We start from the raw sequence: 15032 nt of genomic DNA on the forward strand, positions 1-15032 counted from the left end.
CCGCCCCCGCATCGGGCGATCACTCAGGAGGGCACCGTGGCCCTTTCCTCTCCCGGCACGTCCCCCGGCTCCTCTCCCGGTCAGTCCGCCGGCTCCTCCTCCGGTACGTCTCCTGGTACGTCCCCTGGCGCGTCCGCCGACCCGTCCGCCGGCGCCGCACCGGACACCGCGGCCGCCGGCCCCGCCTCCCCCGCCGCCCCGCGGCCGACGCGCGGGCTGCTCCCCCTGCTGCTCGCCGGCAACACCGCCATGTACGCGTTGTACGTCGGCGTTCCCGGCATGCTCCTCGCGCTCCAGATCGAGGACATCGCCCCGGCGGACAAGGTGGCCAACTTCGGCCTGGTCTCGGGTGTCTCCGCGATCTTCGCGACGGTCTTCAACCCGGTGGCCGGCGCGCTCTCCGACCGTTCGGGGCGGCGCAATCCGTGGATCCTGGCGGGCGGCCTGCTCGCCCTGCCGGTGATGCTGCTGCTCGGCAGCGTGCACACGATCCTGCTGGTGATGATCGCCTGGTGCCTCGGCCAGGCCGTGATGAACGTCTACCAGGCGGCCCTCACCTCCGTCGTGCCCGACCGGGTCCCGCTCGCCGCGCGCGGCAAGGCCTCGGCGGCGGTCGGCCTCGGCCTCCCCGTCGGTTCCACCATCGGCGCCCTGGTCGGCGCCGCCTTCTCCGAGCACTACCGCACCGGCTATCTCGTCTTCGGCGCGATCGTCGCCGCCACCGCCGTGCTCTTCACCGCCTGCGCCCGCGAGGAGCGGATGCCGGCCAAGGCCCCGATGCCGGTCAAGGAGCAGCTCGTCGCGTTCGGCGGCGCCCTGCGCGACCACGACTTCCGCTGGGCGTTCATCGGCCGAGCGCTGCTCGTGCTCGGCTACTTCTCGGTGGCCGGATTCCAGCTCTACATCCTCAAGGACCACACCGCACTGCCCACCGGGCTCTCCGCCGAGGAGGCCGTCGCGCTGCTGATGCCGCTCAACTCGGTGGCCATGGTGGTCTCCACGGTGCTCGGCGGCTGGCTGTCCGACCGCCACGACCGCCGCAAGCTCTTCGTCGGCGCCTCCGCCGTGCTCGCCGCCGTCGCCCTGCTCATCCCGGCGGTCTCGTCGAGCTGGACGGCGATGCTCGCCTTCTCGGTGGTCAACGGCCTCGGATTCGGCTGCTACATGGCGGTGGACACCGCTCTGGTGACGATGGTGCTGCCGAAGGCGGAGGACGCGGCCCGGGACATGGGCGTGCTCAACATCGCCAACGCCGGCCCGCAGATCGTGGCGCCCTTCGTCGCGTCCCTGATCGTGTCGCTCAGCGGCGGCTACACGGCGCTGTTCCTGGTCGCCGCCGTGCTGTCGGTGCTCGGGGCGCTCGCCGTGCGCCCGATCCGTACGGTGCGCTGACCTTCACCGGCCGTCCGCGACCGCCCCGAACCGCCGTTCGTGCCGTACCTTTTGGTCATGGACGACGCTTCGATGGTGGGCCTTCTCGGCCGGGTCACCGGCACGGTCGGGCCCGGCCTCGTCGGTGAGGTGATCGTCCGGATCCGGGGCGGCGCCGAGCACTTCCTCGCCTACCCGGCCTCGGCGAAGGACCGGATCGAGACCGGGACGGTCGTGATGGTCGTGGAACATCTCCCTCCACGTACCGTGTACGTCACAGCCGCGTACGACGGTTGACCGATCCATTGAGCGACGGGCGCCCCGGGCGCACACTCCCTTCACCGGAACCGCACGGGTCCGGTGAAGGGGGACCAGCCCATGAGCCTCTGGATCCTGGCGGGCGCCGTCGCCGGCGCCGTCGTCGTCCTGATCGCTCTGTTCAAACTGATGTGGCGTGTCGCGGAACCCAACGAGGCGCTGATCATCTCGGGTTCGAACCACAAGACGGAGGGCCTCGGCGAGGGCATGGGGTTCCGGATCGTCACGGGACGGGGCACGCTCGTGCTGCCCGGCGTCCAGGCGGTGCGGAAGCTCTCGCTCGACCTCAACGAGACGCAGCTGTCGGTGGAGTGCGTCACGCACCAGGGCATTCCGCTGAAGGTGCGGGGTGTCGTGATCTTCAAGGTGGGCGACGACTTCGTGTCGATCGCCAACGCCGCCCGCCGTTTCCTCGACCAGCAGAAGCTGATGTCGGAGCGGGTGCACATCGTCTTCGCCGGTCATCTGCGCGCCATCGTGGGCGGGTTGACGGTGGAGGACATGATCCGTGACCGGGAGAAGCTGACGGGGCAGGCGCGTTCGGCCTGTGGCACGGAGATGGAGAAACTGGGTCTGATCGTGGACTCGCTGCAGATCCACGAGATCGAGGACCCGACGGGATACATCAAGAACCTGGCCGCGCCGCACGCGGCGGCGGTGCAGCGGGACGCGCGCATCGCGCAGGCGGAGGCCAACCGGCGGGCGACCGAGGCGGAGCAGCAGGCCGCGGCGCGCATGTCGGAGGCCACCAGGGACAGCGAGATCCTGCAGGCGGGCTATCAGGCCGAGCGGGACCAGGCGTCCGCCAAGGCCCGGCAGGCCGGTCCGCTGGCCGACGCGGCGGCGCGCCAGGAGGTGGTGGTCCAGGAGACCCGGGTCGCCGAGCTGGAGTCCCACTTCAAGGAGCAGCAGCTCCAGACGGAGGTCCGCAAGCCGGCCGACGCGATGGCGTACGAGACGAGGACGCTCGCGGAGGCCGAGCGTGACGCCCGGATCTCGGCGGCCGAGGCCAAGGCGAAGGAGACGGAGCTGGCGAGCACGGCGGCGGCGTCGGCGACCCGGGTGACGGGTGAGGCGGAGGCCGCGGCGGCCCACGCCAAGGGTCTGGCGGTGGCCGAGGCGACGCGGGCGAAGGGCCTCGCGGAGGCCGAGGCGATCAAGGCGCGGGCGGCGGCCCTCGCCGAGAACCAGGAGGCCGTGGTCGCGCAGCAACTGGCCGAGCGGTGGCCGGAGATCGTGGAGGCGGGCGCGTCGGCGTTCGGCAACGTCGACCAGATGGTGCTGCTCAACGGCGCGGACGGGATGGCGGAGATGTTCGCCAAGGCGCTGACGATGGGCGGGACGGGGCTGGGCCTGGCGCGCCAGCTGCTGGCGAACATGAACCCGAACGGCTCGGCGCCGGCGCCGGCGCCGTCCGCGGCCGCGTCGGCGGCGGCCGGTTCCGTACCGGCCGTTCCGGCACCGCGCACGGAGGAGATCACGGTCGGCGACGACGCGTGAGGAGCTGACGGAGGAAGTACGGGACGGGGCCCGGCGCGCTCGACGCGCCGGGCCCCGTCCGCTCGCCGTACGCGCGTACAGGGTGTCCTTGACCGTCGGCACCGGCCGGCGTCAGGAGACGTGGGCGGACGTCAGCAGTCCTCGTTGGTCTTCACCGCGCCGAGCACGATCTCCTGCCCGTCGAGCGCGGCGCCCGGGGCGGGGTCCTGGGTGCAGATCTTCCAGTCGGGCGCGTTCATGGGGACGATCCGGCCCTGGCCGGAGACGTCCTCGACGCGCATCGACCCTTCCAGCTGCCCCACCGCTCCGACGACGGTGCCGCCGACGAGGTCGGCCATGAACTTCCCGGTCACGTGGTGGGGCGCGGGAGGCGCGGAGGAGGTGGCCGGCGCGGGATCGGGCGAGGAGGTGCAGGCGGTGCCGAGTGCGCCGAGCAGGGCGACGGCGGCGGCCGCCGCGAGACGTGCCGGACCGGTGTGACGCATGTTCCCCCCAGGGGCGAGCGTGGCGAGCGTGAACAGGTGTTCATCATGCACACGCCGTCCCGGCGACGATCATGGGCGGTCCGGATCGTGTCTCAGTTGTGCCCGAACCTCCGCTCCTTGCGGTGGGAGGGGACGTCGATGGCCGGGCGGGGCGCCTCGGTACTCGCCGAACGCGGGCTCTCCTTGGCGGCGACGGCCGCGCGGTGTTCGTGGCCTCCCGTGCGGGCTCCCTTGTTCACCCGGGTCTGTTTCTTGCCCACGGTCTGCCTCCCGTCGTGGCTCCACGGATTGCCTCCAGGCTCGCACGGAGGTACGAACGCCGCACGTCCGCCAAGGAGAGCGACAGGCCGGTGCGGTCGGCGCTACGGTGCCGGGATGACCATGTCGACGCACTCCACGACCGAGGCCGAACCGTACGAGATCGGCCCCGTCCGCACGTCCTACGCGCCCGATCCCGACGGCGACCCGGACCCGGGCGAGATCGTGTGGACGTGGGTGCCGTTCGAGGAGAACGACGGGCGGGGCAAGGACCGGCCGGTGCTCGTGGTGGCGCGGGAGCCGGAGGGCACGCTGCTCGCCGTACAGCTGTCGAGCAAGCGGCACGACCACGACCGCGAGTGGGTGGCGATCGGGTCGGGACCGTGGGACGCCGAGCGGCGCGAGTCGTGGGTGGATCTGGACCGGGTGCTGCGGGTGCGGGCGTCGGGGATGCGGCGCGAGGCGTGCGCGCTCGACCGGCCGCGCTTCGACCGGGTGGTGAACCGGCTGATCGAGCGTTACGGCTGGTCCTGACCCAGCACCCGGCAGAACGCGTTCAGTGTGGCGCGGTCCCGGGTGCGGTCCAGGATCGCGAAGACGACCTCGTCGAAGTGGCCGGCGAACCGGCCGTCGCCGGTGAGCAGCGCCTTGAACGCGCCGGCGACCTCGGCGGGGTCGTTGGCGAACACGCCGCAGCCCCAGGCGCCGAGGACGATGCGCCGGTAGTCGTACGCGACGGCGGTCTCCAGGACCCGTTCGGCGCGGGCGGCGAGGGCGGCGGGGACGCGGCCGGCGAGCTCGGGCGTGCGGCGCCGGATGACGCCGGCGTTGGGCGCGGGCGAGGTGAGGAAGCCGACGGTGAAGGGCTCGTCGAGCAGTCGGCCGCCGTCGTCGCGGAAGACGGGCACCGCCGGCGAGTGGATGACCCGGTCGGTGTAGAAGGCGTCCCGTTCGGCCCGGTGGTGCGCGTAGTAGGCGGGGGCGCGCAGCAGCGTCGCGTGGAGGGCGGAGGAGCGGCACAGGGCCTCCTCCTGGGCCTGGGCGCCGTTGAGGTAGCCGCCGCCGGGATTGCGGGCGGAGGCGAAATTGAGGACCGCGACGGGCGCGCCGGGGTCGGCGCGGGTCATCCGGCGGGCGGCGGCGAGGCTGCTCTCGCCGGTGACGTCGAGGGCGGTCGTACGGTCGGTGGCGGGAGTGGCGGGGACGCGCCCGGGGCCGTGGAGCCGGGTGCTGGCGAGGGCCGCGGCCAGCTGCTCAGCGAGGGAGACGGTCCGGCCGCCGGGTGCGGTGTAGCGGCCCGCGGCGACGATCTCCTCGGTCTCGCGGGCGAGGGCCCGCAGTCGTGCGCTCATGTCCCGGAAGCATGATCGACGGCGGTGCGCGGCGGCAAAGGGATTTTCCCGGCGACGCCCGGCCCGCGCCCGTCGTCGGGCCGCCCGTGGCGTGACGGTGCGTGACCGCCGGCCGCCGTGGCGCGGGAGGCGCTCTTGCACGCCCGTGCCGGGTGGCTTTAGGTGGAATCAGCGCTTTCCCAGGAGGTGGAGCGATGACGACTCCGTCGTCGGGCGGCATACCCCGGGGCGGTCCTCCTCTGACCGAGGAGGATGCCGAGGATCTGCTGCGATGTATCTGTTTCAAGACGGGACCGCCGAGGACGGTCGGGGCCGAGCTGGAATGGCTCGTCCACGACCTGCGTGATCCCCGCCTTCCCGTTCCGCCGCGCCGGCTGGCCGCGGCGATCGACACCGTACGGGCCGTGCCGCTGGTGGCGGCCCTGACCTTCGAACCCGGTGGGCAGCTGGAGCTCAGCTCGCCGCCCGCCTCTTCCCTGATGGAGTGCCTGGACTCGCTGGCCGCCGACCTGCGCGCGGTGCGGGAGGCGCTCGCCCCGCTCGGACTCGGCCTCAACGGCTACGGCGTGGATCCCTGGCACGCGCCCCGCGCGCGGGTGCTGCGCGAGCCGCGCTACGACGCGATGGAGATCGCGCTCGGCCGGACCGGTCCCGCCGGGCGGGCGATGATGTGCGAGTCGGCCTCGGTGCAGATCTGTCTCGACGCCGGGACGGACGGGCCGGGGCCGCTGGGTTACCGGCGGCGCTGGCGGCTGGCGCATCTGCTCGGGCCGGTGCTCGTGGCGGCGTTCGCCAACTCGCCCGTGCACGGCGGCCGCCGCACCGGCTGGCGTTCGACCCGGCAGTCGCTGTGGGCCGACCTCGATCCGGACCGCTCGCTCGCCCCGCCGCCGGACGGCGAGCCGCGCACCGAGTGGGCGGCGCACGTCCTCGACACGCCGGTGATGTGCGTGCGGGCTCCGAGCGGGCCGTGGGAGGTGCCGGAGGGGCTGACGTTCCGGGAGTGGCTGCGCACGGGCCGGCCGCGGCCCGCCGACCTCGACGACCTGCACTATCACCTCACGACCCTCTTCCCGCCGGTGCGGCCGCGCGGGCACCTGGAGCTGCGGATGGTGGACGCGCAGTCCGGCCGCGACGGCTGGATGGTGCCGGTGGCGGTGACGACCGCCCTCTTCGACGATCCCGTGGCCGCCGAGGCGGCTCACCGGGCGGTGCTGCCGCTGGCGGCGCCGGCCGGTGCCGGCCGCGCGCCGCGCAATCCGCTGTGGCGGGCGGCGGCCCGCGAGGGTCTGACCGATCCGGCGCTGCACCGGGCGGCGCTCGCCGCGTTCGAGGCGGCGCTGGAGGCGCTGCCCCGGATCGGGGCGTCGGCGCGGGTGGTGGCGGCGGTCGCCGCGTTCCACGAACGGTATGTGGTGCCGGGCGGCTGCCCGGCGGACGAGCTGCAGGAGGTGGTGTCATGACCGCGCGGGAGAGGGCGCCGGAGACGACGCCCGGCCGGAACGGGAGCCCGCGCGGCCCCGGGACACCCGACGAGCACGCGCTGCGGCGGCGGGCGGTGGCGGCGCTGAGCACGGCCCGGGAGCGGACCGCGCTGCTCACCTCCTGTGTGGACGACGCCGAACTGACCGCCCAGCACTCGCCGCTGATGTCGCCGCTGGTGTGGGACCTGGCGCACATCGGCAACCAGGAGGAGCAGTGGCTGTGGCGGGCGGTCGCCGGGCGGGAGGCGCTGCGGCCCGAGATCGACTCGCTGTACGACGCCTTCCAGCATCCGCGCGCGAGCCGGCCCTCGCTGCCGCTGCTCGCTCCCGCCGAGGCGCGGGCCTACGCGGCGGACGTCCGCGGCCGGGTCCTGGACGTCCTCGACGGCGCCCGGTTCGAGGGCGGCGGGCCGCTGGTCGACTCGGCCTTCGCCTTCGGGATGATCGCCCAGCACGAACAGCAGCACGACGAGACCATGCTGATCACCCATCAGCTGCGCAAGGGACCGGCCGCGCTGTCCGCTCCTCCCCCGCCCCGGGCCGCGGCCGCCTCGCTCACGGACGACGAGGTCCTGGTGCCCGGCGGGCCGTTCACGATGGGCACCTCCGACGAGCCGTGGGCGCTCGACAACGAACGCCCGGCGCACACCCGGATCGTCCCGGCCTTCCTGATCGACACCGCACCCGTCACCAACGGCGCCTATCTGGCCTTCGTCGCCGACGGCGGCTACCACGACGAGCGCTGGTGGCGGCCCGAGGGCTGGGCGCAGATCCGCGCGCACTCCGTCGAGGCTCCGCTGTTCTGGCGGCGCGAGGGCGGTCAGTGGCTGCGCCGGCGGTTCGGGGTGACCGAGCCGGTGCCCGAGGACGAGCCGGTGCTGCACGTCAGCTGGTACGAGGCGGACGCCTACGCCCGCTGGGCGGGGCGGCGGCTGCCGACCGAGGCCGAATGGGAGAAGGCCGCCCGCCACGACCCGGCGACCGGCCGCTCGCGCCGCTACCCGTGGGGCGACGACGACCCCGGACCCGTACACGCCAATCTGGGGCAGCGGCATCTGGGACCCGCGCCCGCCGGAAGCTACCCGGAGGGCGCGTCGCCGCTAGGCGTGCGGCAGCTGATCGGCGACGTGTGGGAGTGGACGGCGAGCGACTTCCTGCCCTATCCGGGCTTCCGCGCCTTCCCGTACAAGGAGTACTCGGAGGTCTTCTTCGGCCCCGAGCACAAGGTGCTGCGCGGCGGGTCGTTCGCGGTCGACCCGGTGGCCTGCCGGGGCACCTTCCGCAACTGGGACCTGCCGGTGCGGCGGCAGATCTTCGCGGGCTTCCGCACCGCCCGTGACGCGGAGCCGGTCTGATGTGCCGGCATCTGGCCTACGTCGGCCCGCCGGTCGCCCTCGGCGAACTGCTGCTGCGTCCCGCGCACTCCCTGGAGCACCAGTCCTGGGCGCCGGACACCCAGGTCAGCGGGGTGGTGAACGCGGACGGGTTCGGCGTCGGCTGGTACGCCGACGGCGACCCGGTGCCCGCCCGCTACCGCCGCGCCGGGCCCATCTGGGGCGACCTCGGCTTTCGCGACCTGGCCCGGGTGGTGCGTACGCGGGCGCTGCTCGCCGCCGTACGGGGCGCCACGCTGCCCGGCGCGGACAAGGAGGCCGCGGCGGCGCCGTTCGCCGCGGACCGCTGGCTGTTCAGCCACAACGGGGCCGTCCCCGGCTGGCCCGGCTCGCTCGCCCCGGTGGCGGCGACGCTGCCGGCGGCGGAGCTGCTCGCCCTGGAGGCGCGGACGGACTCGGCGCTGGTGTGGGCGCTCGTGCTGCACCGGCTGCGGGCCGGGGACGCGCCGGACCGGGCGCTCGCCGACACGGTCCGGGAGGTGGCCGAGGCCGCTCCCGGCGCCCGGCTGAACCTGCTGCTGACCGACGGGCAGGTCGTCGCGGCGACCACCTGGGGGGACTCGCTCTGCTTTTCCGCGGCGCCCGGCCGCACGGTCGTGGCCTCCGAACCGTACGACGACGATCCCGGCTGGACGGCGGTGCCGGACCGCACGGTCCTGCTCGCCTCCCGCACGGACGTGTCCCTGACCCCGCTCAAGGAGCCCTCCCCGTGAGCCCGTTCCAGCTGACCCGCACCCTCGCCGACGACGCCTCGGACGCCGCGCTGCGCGCCGACGTGCTCACCGGCCTGACCCGTCATCCGAAGGTGCTGCCGCCCAAGTGGTTCTACGACGCGCGCGGCAGCGAACTGTTCGAGGAGATCACCCGGCTGCCGGAGTACTACCCGACGCGGGCCGAGCGGGAGATCCTCGCGGCCCGCGCGCGGGACGTCGCGGCGGTGACCGGGGCCCGGACCCTGGTGGAGCTGGGCTCCGGCTCCTCGGAGAAGACCCGCTTCCTGCTCGACGCGCTGCTGCCGGAGCTCGACGGCTACGTGCCGGTGGACGTGAGCGAGTCGGCACTCGAGGGAGCGGGCGAGGCGCTGCTCGCCGAACGGCCCGGGCTGCGCGTCCACGCGCTGCTCGCGGACTTCACCCACGGGCTCGAACTGCCGCCGACGACGGGGCCGCGGCTCGTCGCCTTCCTGGGCGGCACGATCGGCAATCTGCTGCCGGACGAGCGGCGGGAGTTCCTGCGCGCGGTCCGGGAGATGCTGGTGCCCGGTGACGCATTGCTGCTCGGCACCGACCTGGTCAAGGACGAGGCGACGCTGGTCGCCGCCTACGACGACGCGGCCGGCGTGACGGCGGAGTTCAACAAGAACGTGCTGGCCGTCATCGACCGGGAACTGGGCGCGGACGCGCGTCCGGAGGACTTCGACCACGTCGCGCTGTGGGACCCGCGGCACGAGTGGATCGAGATGCGGCTGCGGGCCCGGCACGCGCTCGTGGTGAAGATCCCGGAGCTGGACCTGGTGGTGCCGTTCGAGGCGGGTGAGGAACTGCGGACGGAGGTGTCGGCGAAGTTCCGTCAGGAGGGTGTGCGGGCGGAGCTGGCGGAGGCCGGTTTCACGCTCTCGCGCTGGTGGACGGACGAGAAGGAGCGGTTCGCGCTGTCCTTGGCGACGGTGCCGGCGCTCGGCTGAGCCGGAATGCCGGGAAGGAGGCGGCTGTCCTGGGCGACGGCCGCCTCCGCGGCGCGGGCGAGCGAACGCCGGTCCGGCCACCGGCCGCTGGACAGCGGATCCGACAGACGGATCTCCGCGACCAGCCGCCGCGCCGTCGCGATCCGCCACAGCGACGCCCCGAGGCTGTCGTCCCCGACGAACGCGGCGGGGCCCAGGGGCCGGTAGTCGATCCGTACCGGCTGGATCTCGGCTCCGGCGTCCAGGGCGGCCTGGAACGCGGCCGGCCGGAACACGCCCCCGGCGCGGCCGCACCAGGTGGAGCCCTCGGGGAAGACCACCACCCGGCCGCCGGCGCCCAGCGCCCGGGCCATGGCGCCGACCGTGGCGTGCAGGCTCCGCAGCCGGTCGCGGTCGATGAAGACCGTGCCGCCGAACACCGCGAGCGGGCCGAGCACGGGCCAGGACCGCACCTCGCGCTTGGCGAGCATCCGGCCCGGCAGCACGGCCGCGATCAGCGGGATGTCCAGCCAGGACACATGGTTCGCGACCACGAGGAGCGGAACGCCCCGCGGCGCCGGCGCCGCTCCCGTCACCCGGAGCCGTACGCCGAAGGCCCGCAGCACGGCCCGGCACCAGACCCGCACCAGGAACAGCCGCGCCGCCGCGGGCAGCGGGGCGGTCAGCGGCGAGAGCAGCACGCCGAGGAGCACGGCGCCGAGCCCCGCGGTCAGCCGGACGGCACCGGTCACGGCACCGGCGCGCGGGGCGGCGGGCCCGGGGTGGGCTTCGCAGCGGTCCGGCGTGCACGGCGCCGTGGGCAGCCAGAAGGAGGGCGGGGTGCTCACCGGGCCGGGGCGAGCGAGAGGAAGTGGCGCAGGTAGCGCGGGTTGGTGCGGTCCAGCGAGAGCAGGACGTAGAGGTCGGCGACGCCGAAGTCGGGGTCGTGGGCGGGAGCGCCGCAGACCCAGGCACCGAGCCGCAGATAGCCGCGCAGCAGCGGCGGAAGCTCGACGCGGCCCTCGGCGGGCGCGGTGTCGGCCTCGGGCGTCCACAGGCGGTGCGGGGTGACCCAGTACTCCTCGGGTGCGAGGTGCTTGGTCTTGACGGTGTCCCAGGTGGCGGAGGCGAGGGTGCCGCCGTCGGCGAGCGGGACGGAGCAGCAGCCGGCCAGCCAGTTGTGGCCGGTGCGGGTCATGTAGCGGGCGAGGCCGGCCCAGACGAGGGCGATCACGGCGCCGTTGCGGTGGGCCGGGTGGACGCAGGAGCGGCCGACCTCGACCAGGTCGTGGCGGATCGGGGCGAGCCGGCTCAGGTCGAACTCGCTCTCCGAGTAGAGCCGTCCGGCGACGGCGGCCCGGTCGGGCGGCAGCACCCGGTAGGTGCCGACGACCTCGCCGGTGTCCTCCTGGCGTACGAGGAGGTGGTCGCAGTAGGCGTCGAAGGCGTCGCTGTCGAGGCCCGGTTCGGGCCCGTCGAGGCGGGCGCCCATCTCGCCGGCGAACACCAGGTGGCGCAGCCGCTGGGCGGCGCGGACGTCCTCCTGGTCCCGGGCGAGACCCACGACGTAGCGGGGCTGGGGCTCGTCGCCGGTCCGCGGCGGGGCCGGTACGGCGGCGAGGGACCCGCCCGACGGTGCGGCGACGGGCTGGGCGAGGGGCACGGCGGCCATGTCGGACTCCTCCGGCGGTACGGAAGGGGACGGTCGGAGCCGGGCCGTGCGAGCGGTGGCCCGGCTCCTCGTTTCTTCCGTGGCAGGCTGGATTCGACGTGACCGGCCGGGGGCCGGTTGGTGTGGAGGCGCTGAATGGTGGGCGGAGCGCGGCCGCCCGCGGCTATTCGGCGAGGCCGTCGGTGATCCGCTCGGACGCGTCCTGGGCCGCCTGCTTCGGGTCCTCGCCGGAGAGGACCGCGGTCATGTAGGGCTTGATGGGGTTGTCGGCCTCGACGTCGGCCCACTGGGGCGAGTTCGGGGTGGCGCGGCCGCGGGCGGCGCCGACGGCCATGGTGGCGGTGGCCTCCTGGCCGGCGACGACCGAGGCGAGGGAGGTCTTGTTGGGCACGTAGTTCATGGCGCGGGCGAGTTCGGTCTGCCACTTCTCGCCGGCGAGGGCCTTGACGACCTCCAGGGCGGCGGACCGCTCGGGCGCGTTGTCCGGGATGATCAGGTCGGAGCCGCCGGTGAAGACGGCACAGGGCTGACCGGCCTTCTTGCCGGGTATCGGGAAGAAGCCCAGCTTGTCCTTGAGGGCGGGGTTGGCCTTGGTGATGACGGGCAGGGCACTGGGCGTCGCGATGATCTGGGCGACGTCGCCCCTGGCGAAGACCTCGGCCTGCGGCGGGTTCTGCTCGTCGGCGTTCTTCGGGCCCTCGCCGAGGGACTGGAGGCGCTTGTAGAAGTCCATGCCGCGCAGGGCGGCGGGACTGTCGAGGGCGCCGGTCCACCGGCCGCCGCGGTCGACGGCGAGTTCACCGCCCTCGTCCCAGATGAAGCCGGAGAGGGTGTACCAGTCCTGTCCGGCGAGGTAGATGCCCTGTCCGCCGGCCTCGTCGAGCTTCTCGGTGGTCCGCAGCCACTCCTGGCGGGTGGCGGGCGGCTTGACGCCGGCGTCGGCGAAGAGGTCCTTGTTGTAGATGACGATGCGGTTGGCTGCGTACCACGGGATGCCGTACTGGGCGCCGTCGATGCTGCCGGGTTCGGCGAGGCCGGGGAGCCAGTCCTCGCTGCCGAGGTCGCGGACCGACTCCAGGGTGAGGTCGTAGAGCTTGTCGGTGTCGGCGTACTGGGCGACCTGGGTGTTGCCGACCTCGATGACGTCGGGGCCTCCGGGGCCCTTGATGGCCTCGGTGACCTTCTTTCCGATGCCGGTCCAGTCCTGGATGGTGACCTTCAGTTCGACACCGTCGTGCTCGGCCTCGAAGGACTCCGTGAAGCGCTGGAGGAAGTCGTCGCTGACGCTGTCGCGCATCAGCCAGAGGTTGACCGTGCGGGTCTTGCTCCCGCCTCCGGGGAGGAGCCCGCAGCCGGCGAGGGCGAGGGCGGAGAGGACGGCCAGGGGCAGGACGAGACGGCGGTTCTTCACGTAGGTCACCTTCTGCGGGGAGGACTGCTGACCCGACGTGTGGGGGACCGAACGGGAGGTTCGCGCGGGTATGTGGCCTGGATTCTGGTCTGGACCAAAGCGCAGGGTCAAGTCCTCCGTGTCGCGGACCTCGGTCGGCTGGGGCACCGTGGAGAGAACGCACCGAGAGGAGTCCGGCACCCATGTCGAACCACACCTATCGCGTCACCGAGATCGTCGGCACGTCCACGGAGGGCGTCGACCAGGCCATCCGCAACGGGATCGAGCGGGCCTCGCAGACCCTGAGGGGCCTCGACTGGTTCGAGGTCACCGAGATGCGCGGGCATCTGGTGGACGGGGCGATCGAGCACTACCAGGTGGGCCTGAAGGTCGGCTTCCGACTGGAGGACGGCGACTGAATCCGGGATCCAGGACACCGGATCCCGGATCCGGGATGTTGGATCCGGGAAGTTGGATCCGGGATGTTGGATCCAAGATTCGGGATATTGGATCCAACGGACCTCTCAGGTCCGGCCCTCCTTCTCCTGCGCGTCCTTCAGCGCCTCCGACGTCACCGCCCAGCGGGCGCGCACCACGGTGAAGCCGGCCACCTCCGCGGCGTCGCAGACCAGTTCGTCGTCGTCGACGAGCACCCGGACCTCGCGGTCGCGCTCCAGCCGGCGCAGCACGTCCAGCTTGGTCTGCCGCGCCGGTCGGAAGTCCCGGTCGCGCCGCATGTGCACCGGTCCCTCCGGGAGTCCGTGCGCGGCGAGCCAGTCGAGCGTGTCGCGGCGGCAGCGCTCGGGCCGCCCGGTGAGGTAGACGATGTCGCACTCCTCCGCGGTCTCCCGGCACAGCTCGACGCCCTCGGCGAGCGGCGGGTCCTTGGGAGCCGCGGCGAAGAAGGCGTCCCAGTCGCGCGGGCGCCGCTCCAGGAAGCGCTGCCGGTGGGCGGTCGAGGCGAGGGTGTTGTCGAGGTCGAAGACGGCCACGGGCCGCTGCTGTCCGGTCACTCCCCCAGCCTAGGCACCGGCGACGGGAATCCTTCGGCGCCGGACGTGTTGAACGGTGGGTGAGCACCATGACGACGCCCGGGCCGACGCCTCAGCAGGCGCCCTTCGACCGCATCCGCTTCTCCGTCCTCGACCGGTCCCGCACCCGCGAGGGCGAGGACGGTGCCGCTGCGCTGCGCGACACGGTCCGGCTGGCGCGCGAGGCCGAGGCGCTCGGTTATCACCGCTTCTGGGTGTCGGAGCACCACAGCGTGCCCGGCGTGGCCGGGTCGGCGCCGACGGTGCTCGCCGCGGCGGTCGCGTCGGCGACCTCGCGGATCCGGGTCGGGACCGGCGGAGTGATGCTGCCCAACCACCAGCCGATGGTGGTGGCCGAGCAGTTCGGCGTCCTGGAGGCGCTGTTCCCGGGCCGGATCGACATGGGCCTGGGCCGCTCGGTCGGTTTCACCGACGGCATCCGGCGGGCGCTCGGCCGGGACAAGGACGACGCGGACCGGTTCGCGGAGCAACTGGACGAGCTGCTCGGCTGGTTCACCGGCGACCAGTCGGCCCATCCGCAGGTGCACGCCCGCCCGGCCGAGGGCCTGCGGGTGCCGCCGTTCGTTCTCGCGACCGGTGAGGGCGCGGCGATCGCGGCGGCGGCCGGCCTGCCGCTGGTGATCGGCGACCTGCGCGGCCGGACGCGGCTCCTCGAGGCGGTGGACGCCTACCGGTCCGCCTTCCGGCCCTCGCCGTGGGCCGCGGAGCCGTACGTGGCGGTCGCGGGCACGGTGGCGGTGGCGGACACCGAGGAGCGGGCGCGCCGGCTTCTGGTGTCGGAGGCCTGGTCGATGGCGTACTCGCGCACGCGCGGCGTCTTCCCGCCGCTCGCGCCGCCGGAGCGGATCGAGGCCCTGGAGATGACGGAGAAGCAGCGCGGTTTCTACGAGTCGGCACTGCGCGGCCATGTGTACGGCACGGAGGAGCAGGTCGCCGACGCCCTGGCGCGGGCCGTGGCGGAGACCGGCGCGCAGGAGGTGCTGGTGACGACGAGCACGTACGACCGGGACGCGCTGCTCGACTCGTATCGCAGGCTCGCCCGCCTGGCCGGACTGACCAGGGCAAACGTGGCAAGCCGGGCCTAGAATCGTCG

At 73.7% G+C, this 15032-nt stretch carries 17 protein-coding genes; 10 read left to right on the forward strand and 7 right to left on the reverse strand.

Annotated features, from left to right (window positions below; translation table 11 throughout):
* Positions 1-36 precede the first annotated feature (36 nt).
* The 3 genes from ACIGO8_RS06485 to ACIGO8_RS06495 all read left to right on the forward strand — a co-directional run bounded on the left by ACIGO8_RS06485 (position 37) and on the right by ACIGO8_RS06495 (position 3189).
* Complete coding sequence (locus ACIGO8_RS06485) at positions 37-1392, forward strand: MFS transporter (protein ID WP_399724793.1); 1356 nt, start codon at positions 37-39, stop codon at positions 1390-1392.
* Positions 1393-1449: 57 nt separating this feature from the next.
* Positions 1450-1668, forward strand: coding sequence for a hypothetical protein (locus ACIGO8_RS06490; protein WP_399724795.1), 219 nt, complete (start codon positions 1450-1452; stop codon positions 1666-1668).
* Between the two features lie 81 nt (positions 1669-1749).
* Positions 1750-3189: an SPFH domain-containing protein gene (locus ACIGO8_RS06495; protein ID WP_399724797.1), complete on the forward strand. Its 1440-nt coding sequence runs from the start codon at positions 1750-1752 to the stop codon at positions 3187-3189.
* A 131-nt stretch (positions 3190-3320) separates the two neighbouring features.
* On the opposite strand, the gene ACIGO8_RS06500 is transcribed toward ACIGO8_RS06495, so the two are convergent.
* The gene (locus tag ACIGO8_RS06500; protein WP_399724800.1) at positions 3321-3725 is read right to left on the reverse strand and encodes a hypothetical protein; all 405 of its coding nucleotides are present in this window, start codon (positions 3723-3725) and stop codon (positions 3321-3323) included.
* A 41-nt stretch (positions 3726-3766) separates the two neighbouring features.
* A complete protein-coding gene (locus ACIGO8_RS06505; RefSeq protein ID WP_399724803.1) occupies positions 3767-3934 on the reverse strand; it encodes a hypothetical protein in 168 nt (55 codons plus the stop codon).
* Positions 3935-4049: 115 nt separating this feature from the next.
* Here ACIGO8_RS06505 and ACIGO8_RS06510 point away from each other — a divergent pair, with 115 nt between their 5' ends.
* The gene (locus ACIGO8_RS06510) at positions 4050-4466 is read left to right on the forward strand and encodes a type II toxin-antitoxin system PemK/MazF family toxin (RefSeq protein WP_399724806.1); all 417 of its coding nucleotides are present in this window, start codon (positions 4050-4052) and stop codon (positions 4464-4466) included.
* On the opposite strand, the gene ACIGO8_RS06515 is transcribed toward ACIGO8_RS06510, so the two are convergent.
* Positions 4451-5284, reverse strand: coding sequence for a TIGR02452 family protein (locus tag ACIGO8_RS06515; RefSeq protein ID WP_399724809.1), 834 nt, complete (start codon positions 5282-5284; stop codon positions 4451-4453). The genes ACIGO8_RS06510 and ACIGO8_RS06515 overlap by 16 nt on opposite strands.
* A gap of 194 nt (positions 5285-5478) precedes the next feature.
* Here ACIGO8_RS06515 and egtA point away from each other — a divergent pair, with 194 nt between their 5' ends.
* From egtA to egtD, 4 genes are read left to right on the forward strand one after another with little or no spacing between them, the layout of a single operon-like run.
* A complete protein-coding gene (egtA, locus tag ACIGO8_RS06520) occupies positions 5479-6747 on the forward strand; it encodes an ergothioneine biosynthesis glutamate--cysteine ligase EgtA (RefSeq protein ID WP_399724812.1) in 1269 nt (422 codons plus the stop codon).
* Positions 6744-8123, forward strand: a complete 1380-nt coding sequence (gene egtB, locus ACIGO8_RS06525) for an ergothioneine biosynthesis protein EgtB (RefSeq protein ID WP_399724814.1) — start codon at positions 6744-6746, stop codon at positions 8121-8123. The genes egtA and egtB overlap by 4 nt, the downstream gene beginning before the upstream one ends.
* Positions 8123-8875: an ergothioneine biosynthesis protein EgtC gene (egtC, locus tag ACIGO8_RS06530; RefSeq protein WP_399724817.1), complete on the forward strand. Its 753-nt coding sequence runs from the start codon at positions 8123-8125 to the stop codon at positions 8873-8875. Before egtB ends, egtC begins: the two co-directional genes overlap by 1 nt.
* Entirely contained in the window at positions 8872-9846 is a 975-nt protein-coding gene (gene egtD / locus ACIGO8_RS06535; protein ID WP_399724820.1) for an L-histidine N(alpha)-methyltransferase, read from the forward strand. Before egtC ends, egtD begins: the two co-directional genes overlap by 4 nt.
* Here egtD and ACIGO8_RS06540 read toward each other — a convergent pair.
* From ACIGO8_RS06540 to ACIGO8_RS06550, 3 genes are all read right to left on the reverse strand, one after another.
* Positions 9732-10673 carry a lysophospholipid acyltransferase family protein gene (locus tag ACIGO8_RS06540; protein WP_399724822.1) on the reverse strand — a complete coding sequence of 314 codons (942 nt, stop codon included), beginning with the start codon at positions 10671-10673 and terminating at the stop codon, positions 9732-9734. The two genes, egtD and ACIGO8_RS06540, sit on opposite strands and share 115 nt — an antisense overlap.
* Entirely contained in the window at positions 10670-11497 is an 828-nt protein-coding gene (locus tag ACIGO8_RS06545) for a GNAT family N-acetyltransferase (RefSeq protein WP_399724825.1), read from the reverse strand. The genes ACIGO8_RS06540 and ACIGO8_RS06545 overlap by 4 nt, the downstream gene beginning before the upstream one ends.
* Positions 11498-11660: 163 nt before the next feature.
* A complete protein-coding gene (locus tag ACIGO8_RS06550) occupies positions 11661-12908 on the reverse strand; it encodes an extracellular solute-binding protein (RefSeq protein WP_399724828.1) in 1248 nt (415 codons plus the stop codon).
* Between the two features lie 182 nt (positions 12909-13090).
* Between ACIGO8_RS06550 and ACIGO8_RS06555 the strand changes: the two genes are divergently transcribed.
* On the forward strand, positions 13091-13306 hold the full coding sequence (locus ACIGO8_RS06555) for a dodecin (protein ID WP_399724831.1): 216 nt from the start codon (positions 13091-13093) through the stop codon (positions 13304-13306).
* A 105-nt stretch (positions 13307-13411) separates the two neighbouring features.
* Here ACIGO8_RS06555 and ACIGO8_RS06560 read toward each other — a convergent pair whose 3' ends face one another.
* On the reverse strand, positions 13412-13900 hold the full coding sequence (locus ACIGO8_RS06560; protein WP_399724834.1) for a hypothetical protein: 489 nt from the start codon (positions 13898-13900) through the stop codon (positions 13412-13414).
* Between the two features lie 68 nt (positions 13901-13968).
* Here ACIGO8_RS06560 and ACIGO8_RS06565 point away from each other — a divergent pair, with 68 nt between their 5' ends.
* Entirely contained in the window at positions 13969-15024 is a 1056-nt protein-coding gene (locus ACIGO8_RS06565; RefSeq protein ID WP_399724837.1) for an LLM class flavin-dependent oxidoreductase, read from the forward strand.
* Positions 15025-15032 lie beyond the last annotated feature (8 nt).

Source organism: Streptomyces sp. NPDC053493 (genome assembly GCF_044544825.1).
Lineage (GTDB): Bacteria > Actinomycetota > Actinomycetes > Streptomycetales > Streptomycetaceae > Streptomyces.

What these genes read in the sequence shown, in the direction of transcription:
- ACIGO8_RS06490 (WP_399724795.1), top strand. Translation starts at nt 1,450, where the DNA reads ATGGACGACGCTTCGATGGTGGGCCTTCTCGGCCGGGTCACCGGCACG.
- ACIGO8_RS06495 (WP_399724797.1), top strand. Translation starts at nt 1,750, where the DNA reads ATGAGCCTCTGGATCCTGGCGGGCGCCGTCGCCGGCGCCGTCGTCGTC.
- ACIGO8_RS06510 (WP_399724806.1), top strand. Translation starts at nt 4,050, where the DNA reads ATGACCATGTCGACGCACTCCACGACCGAGGCCGAACCGTACGAGATC.
- ACIGO8_RS06515 (WP_399724809.1), bottom strand. Translation starts at nt 5,284, where the DNA reads ATGAGCGCACGACTGCGGGCCCTCGCCCGCGAGACCGAGGAGATCGTC.
- egtA (WP_399724812.1), top strand. Translation starts at nt 5,479, where the DNA reads ATGACGACTCCGTCGTCGGGCGGCATACCCCGGGGCGGTCCTCCTCTG.
- egtB (WP_399724814.1), top strand. Translation starts at nt 6,744, where the DNA reads ATGACCGCGCGGGAGAGGGCGCCGGAGACGACGCCCGGCCGGAACGGG.
- egtC (WP_399724817.1), top strand. Translation starts at nt 8,123, where the DNA reads ATGTGCCGGCATCTGGCCTACGTCGGCCCGCCGGTCGCCCTCGGCGAA.
- ACIGO8_RS06545 (WP_399724825.1), bottom strand. Translation starts at nt 11,497, where the DNA reads ATGGCCGCCGTGCCCCTCGCCCAGCCCGTCGCCGCACCGTCGGGCGGG.
- ACIGO8_RS06555 (WP_399724831.1), top strand. Translation starts at nt 13,091, where the DNA reads ATGTCGAACCACACCTATCGCGTCACCGAGATCGTCGGCACGTCCACG.
- ACIGO8_RS06565 (WP_399724837.1), top strand. Translation starts at nt 13,969, where the DNA reads ATGACGACGCCCGGGCCGACGCCTCAGCAGGCGCCCTTCGACCGCATC.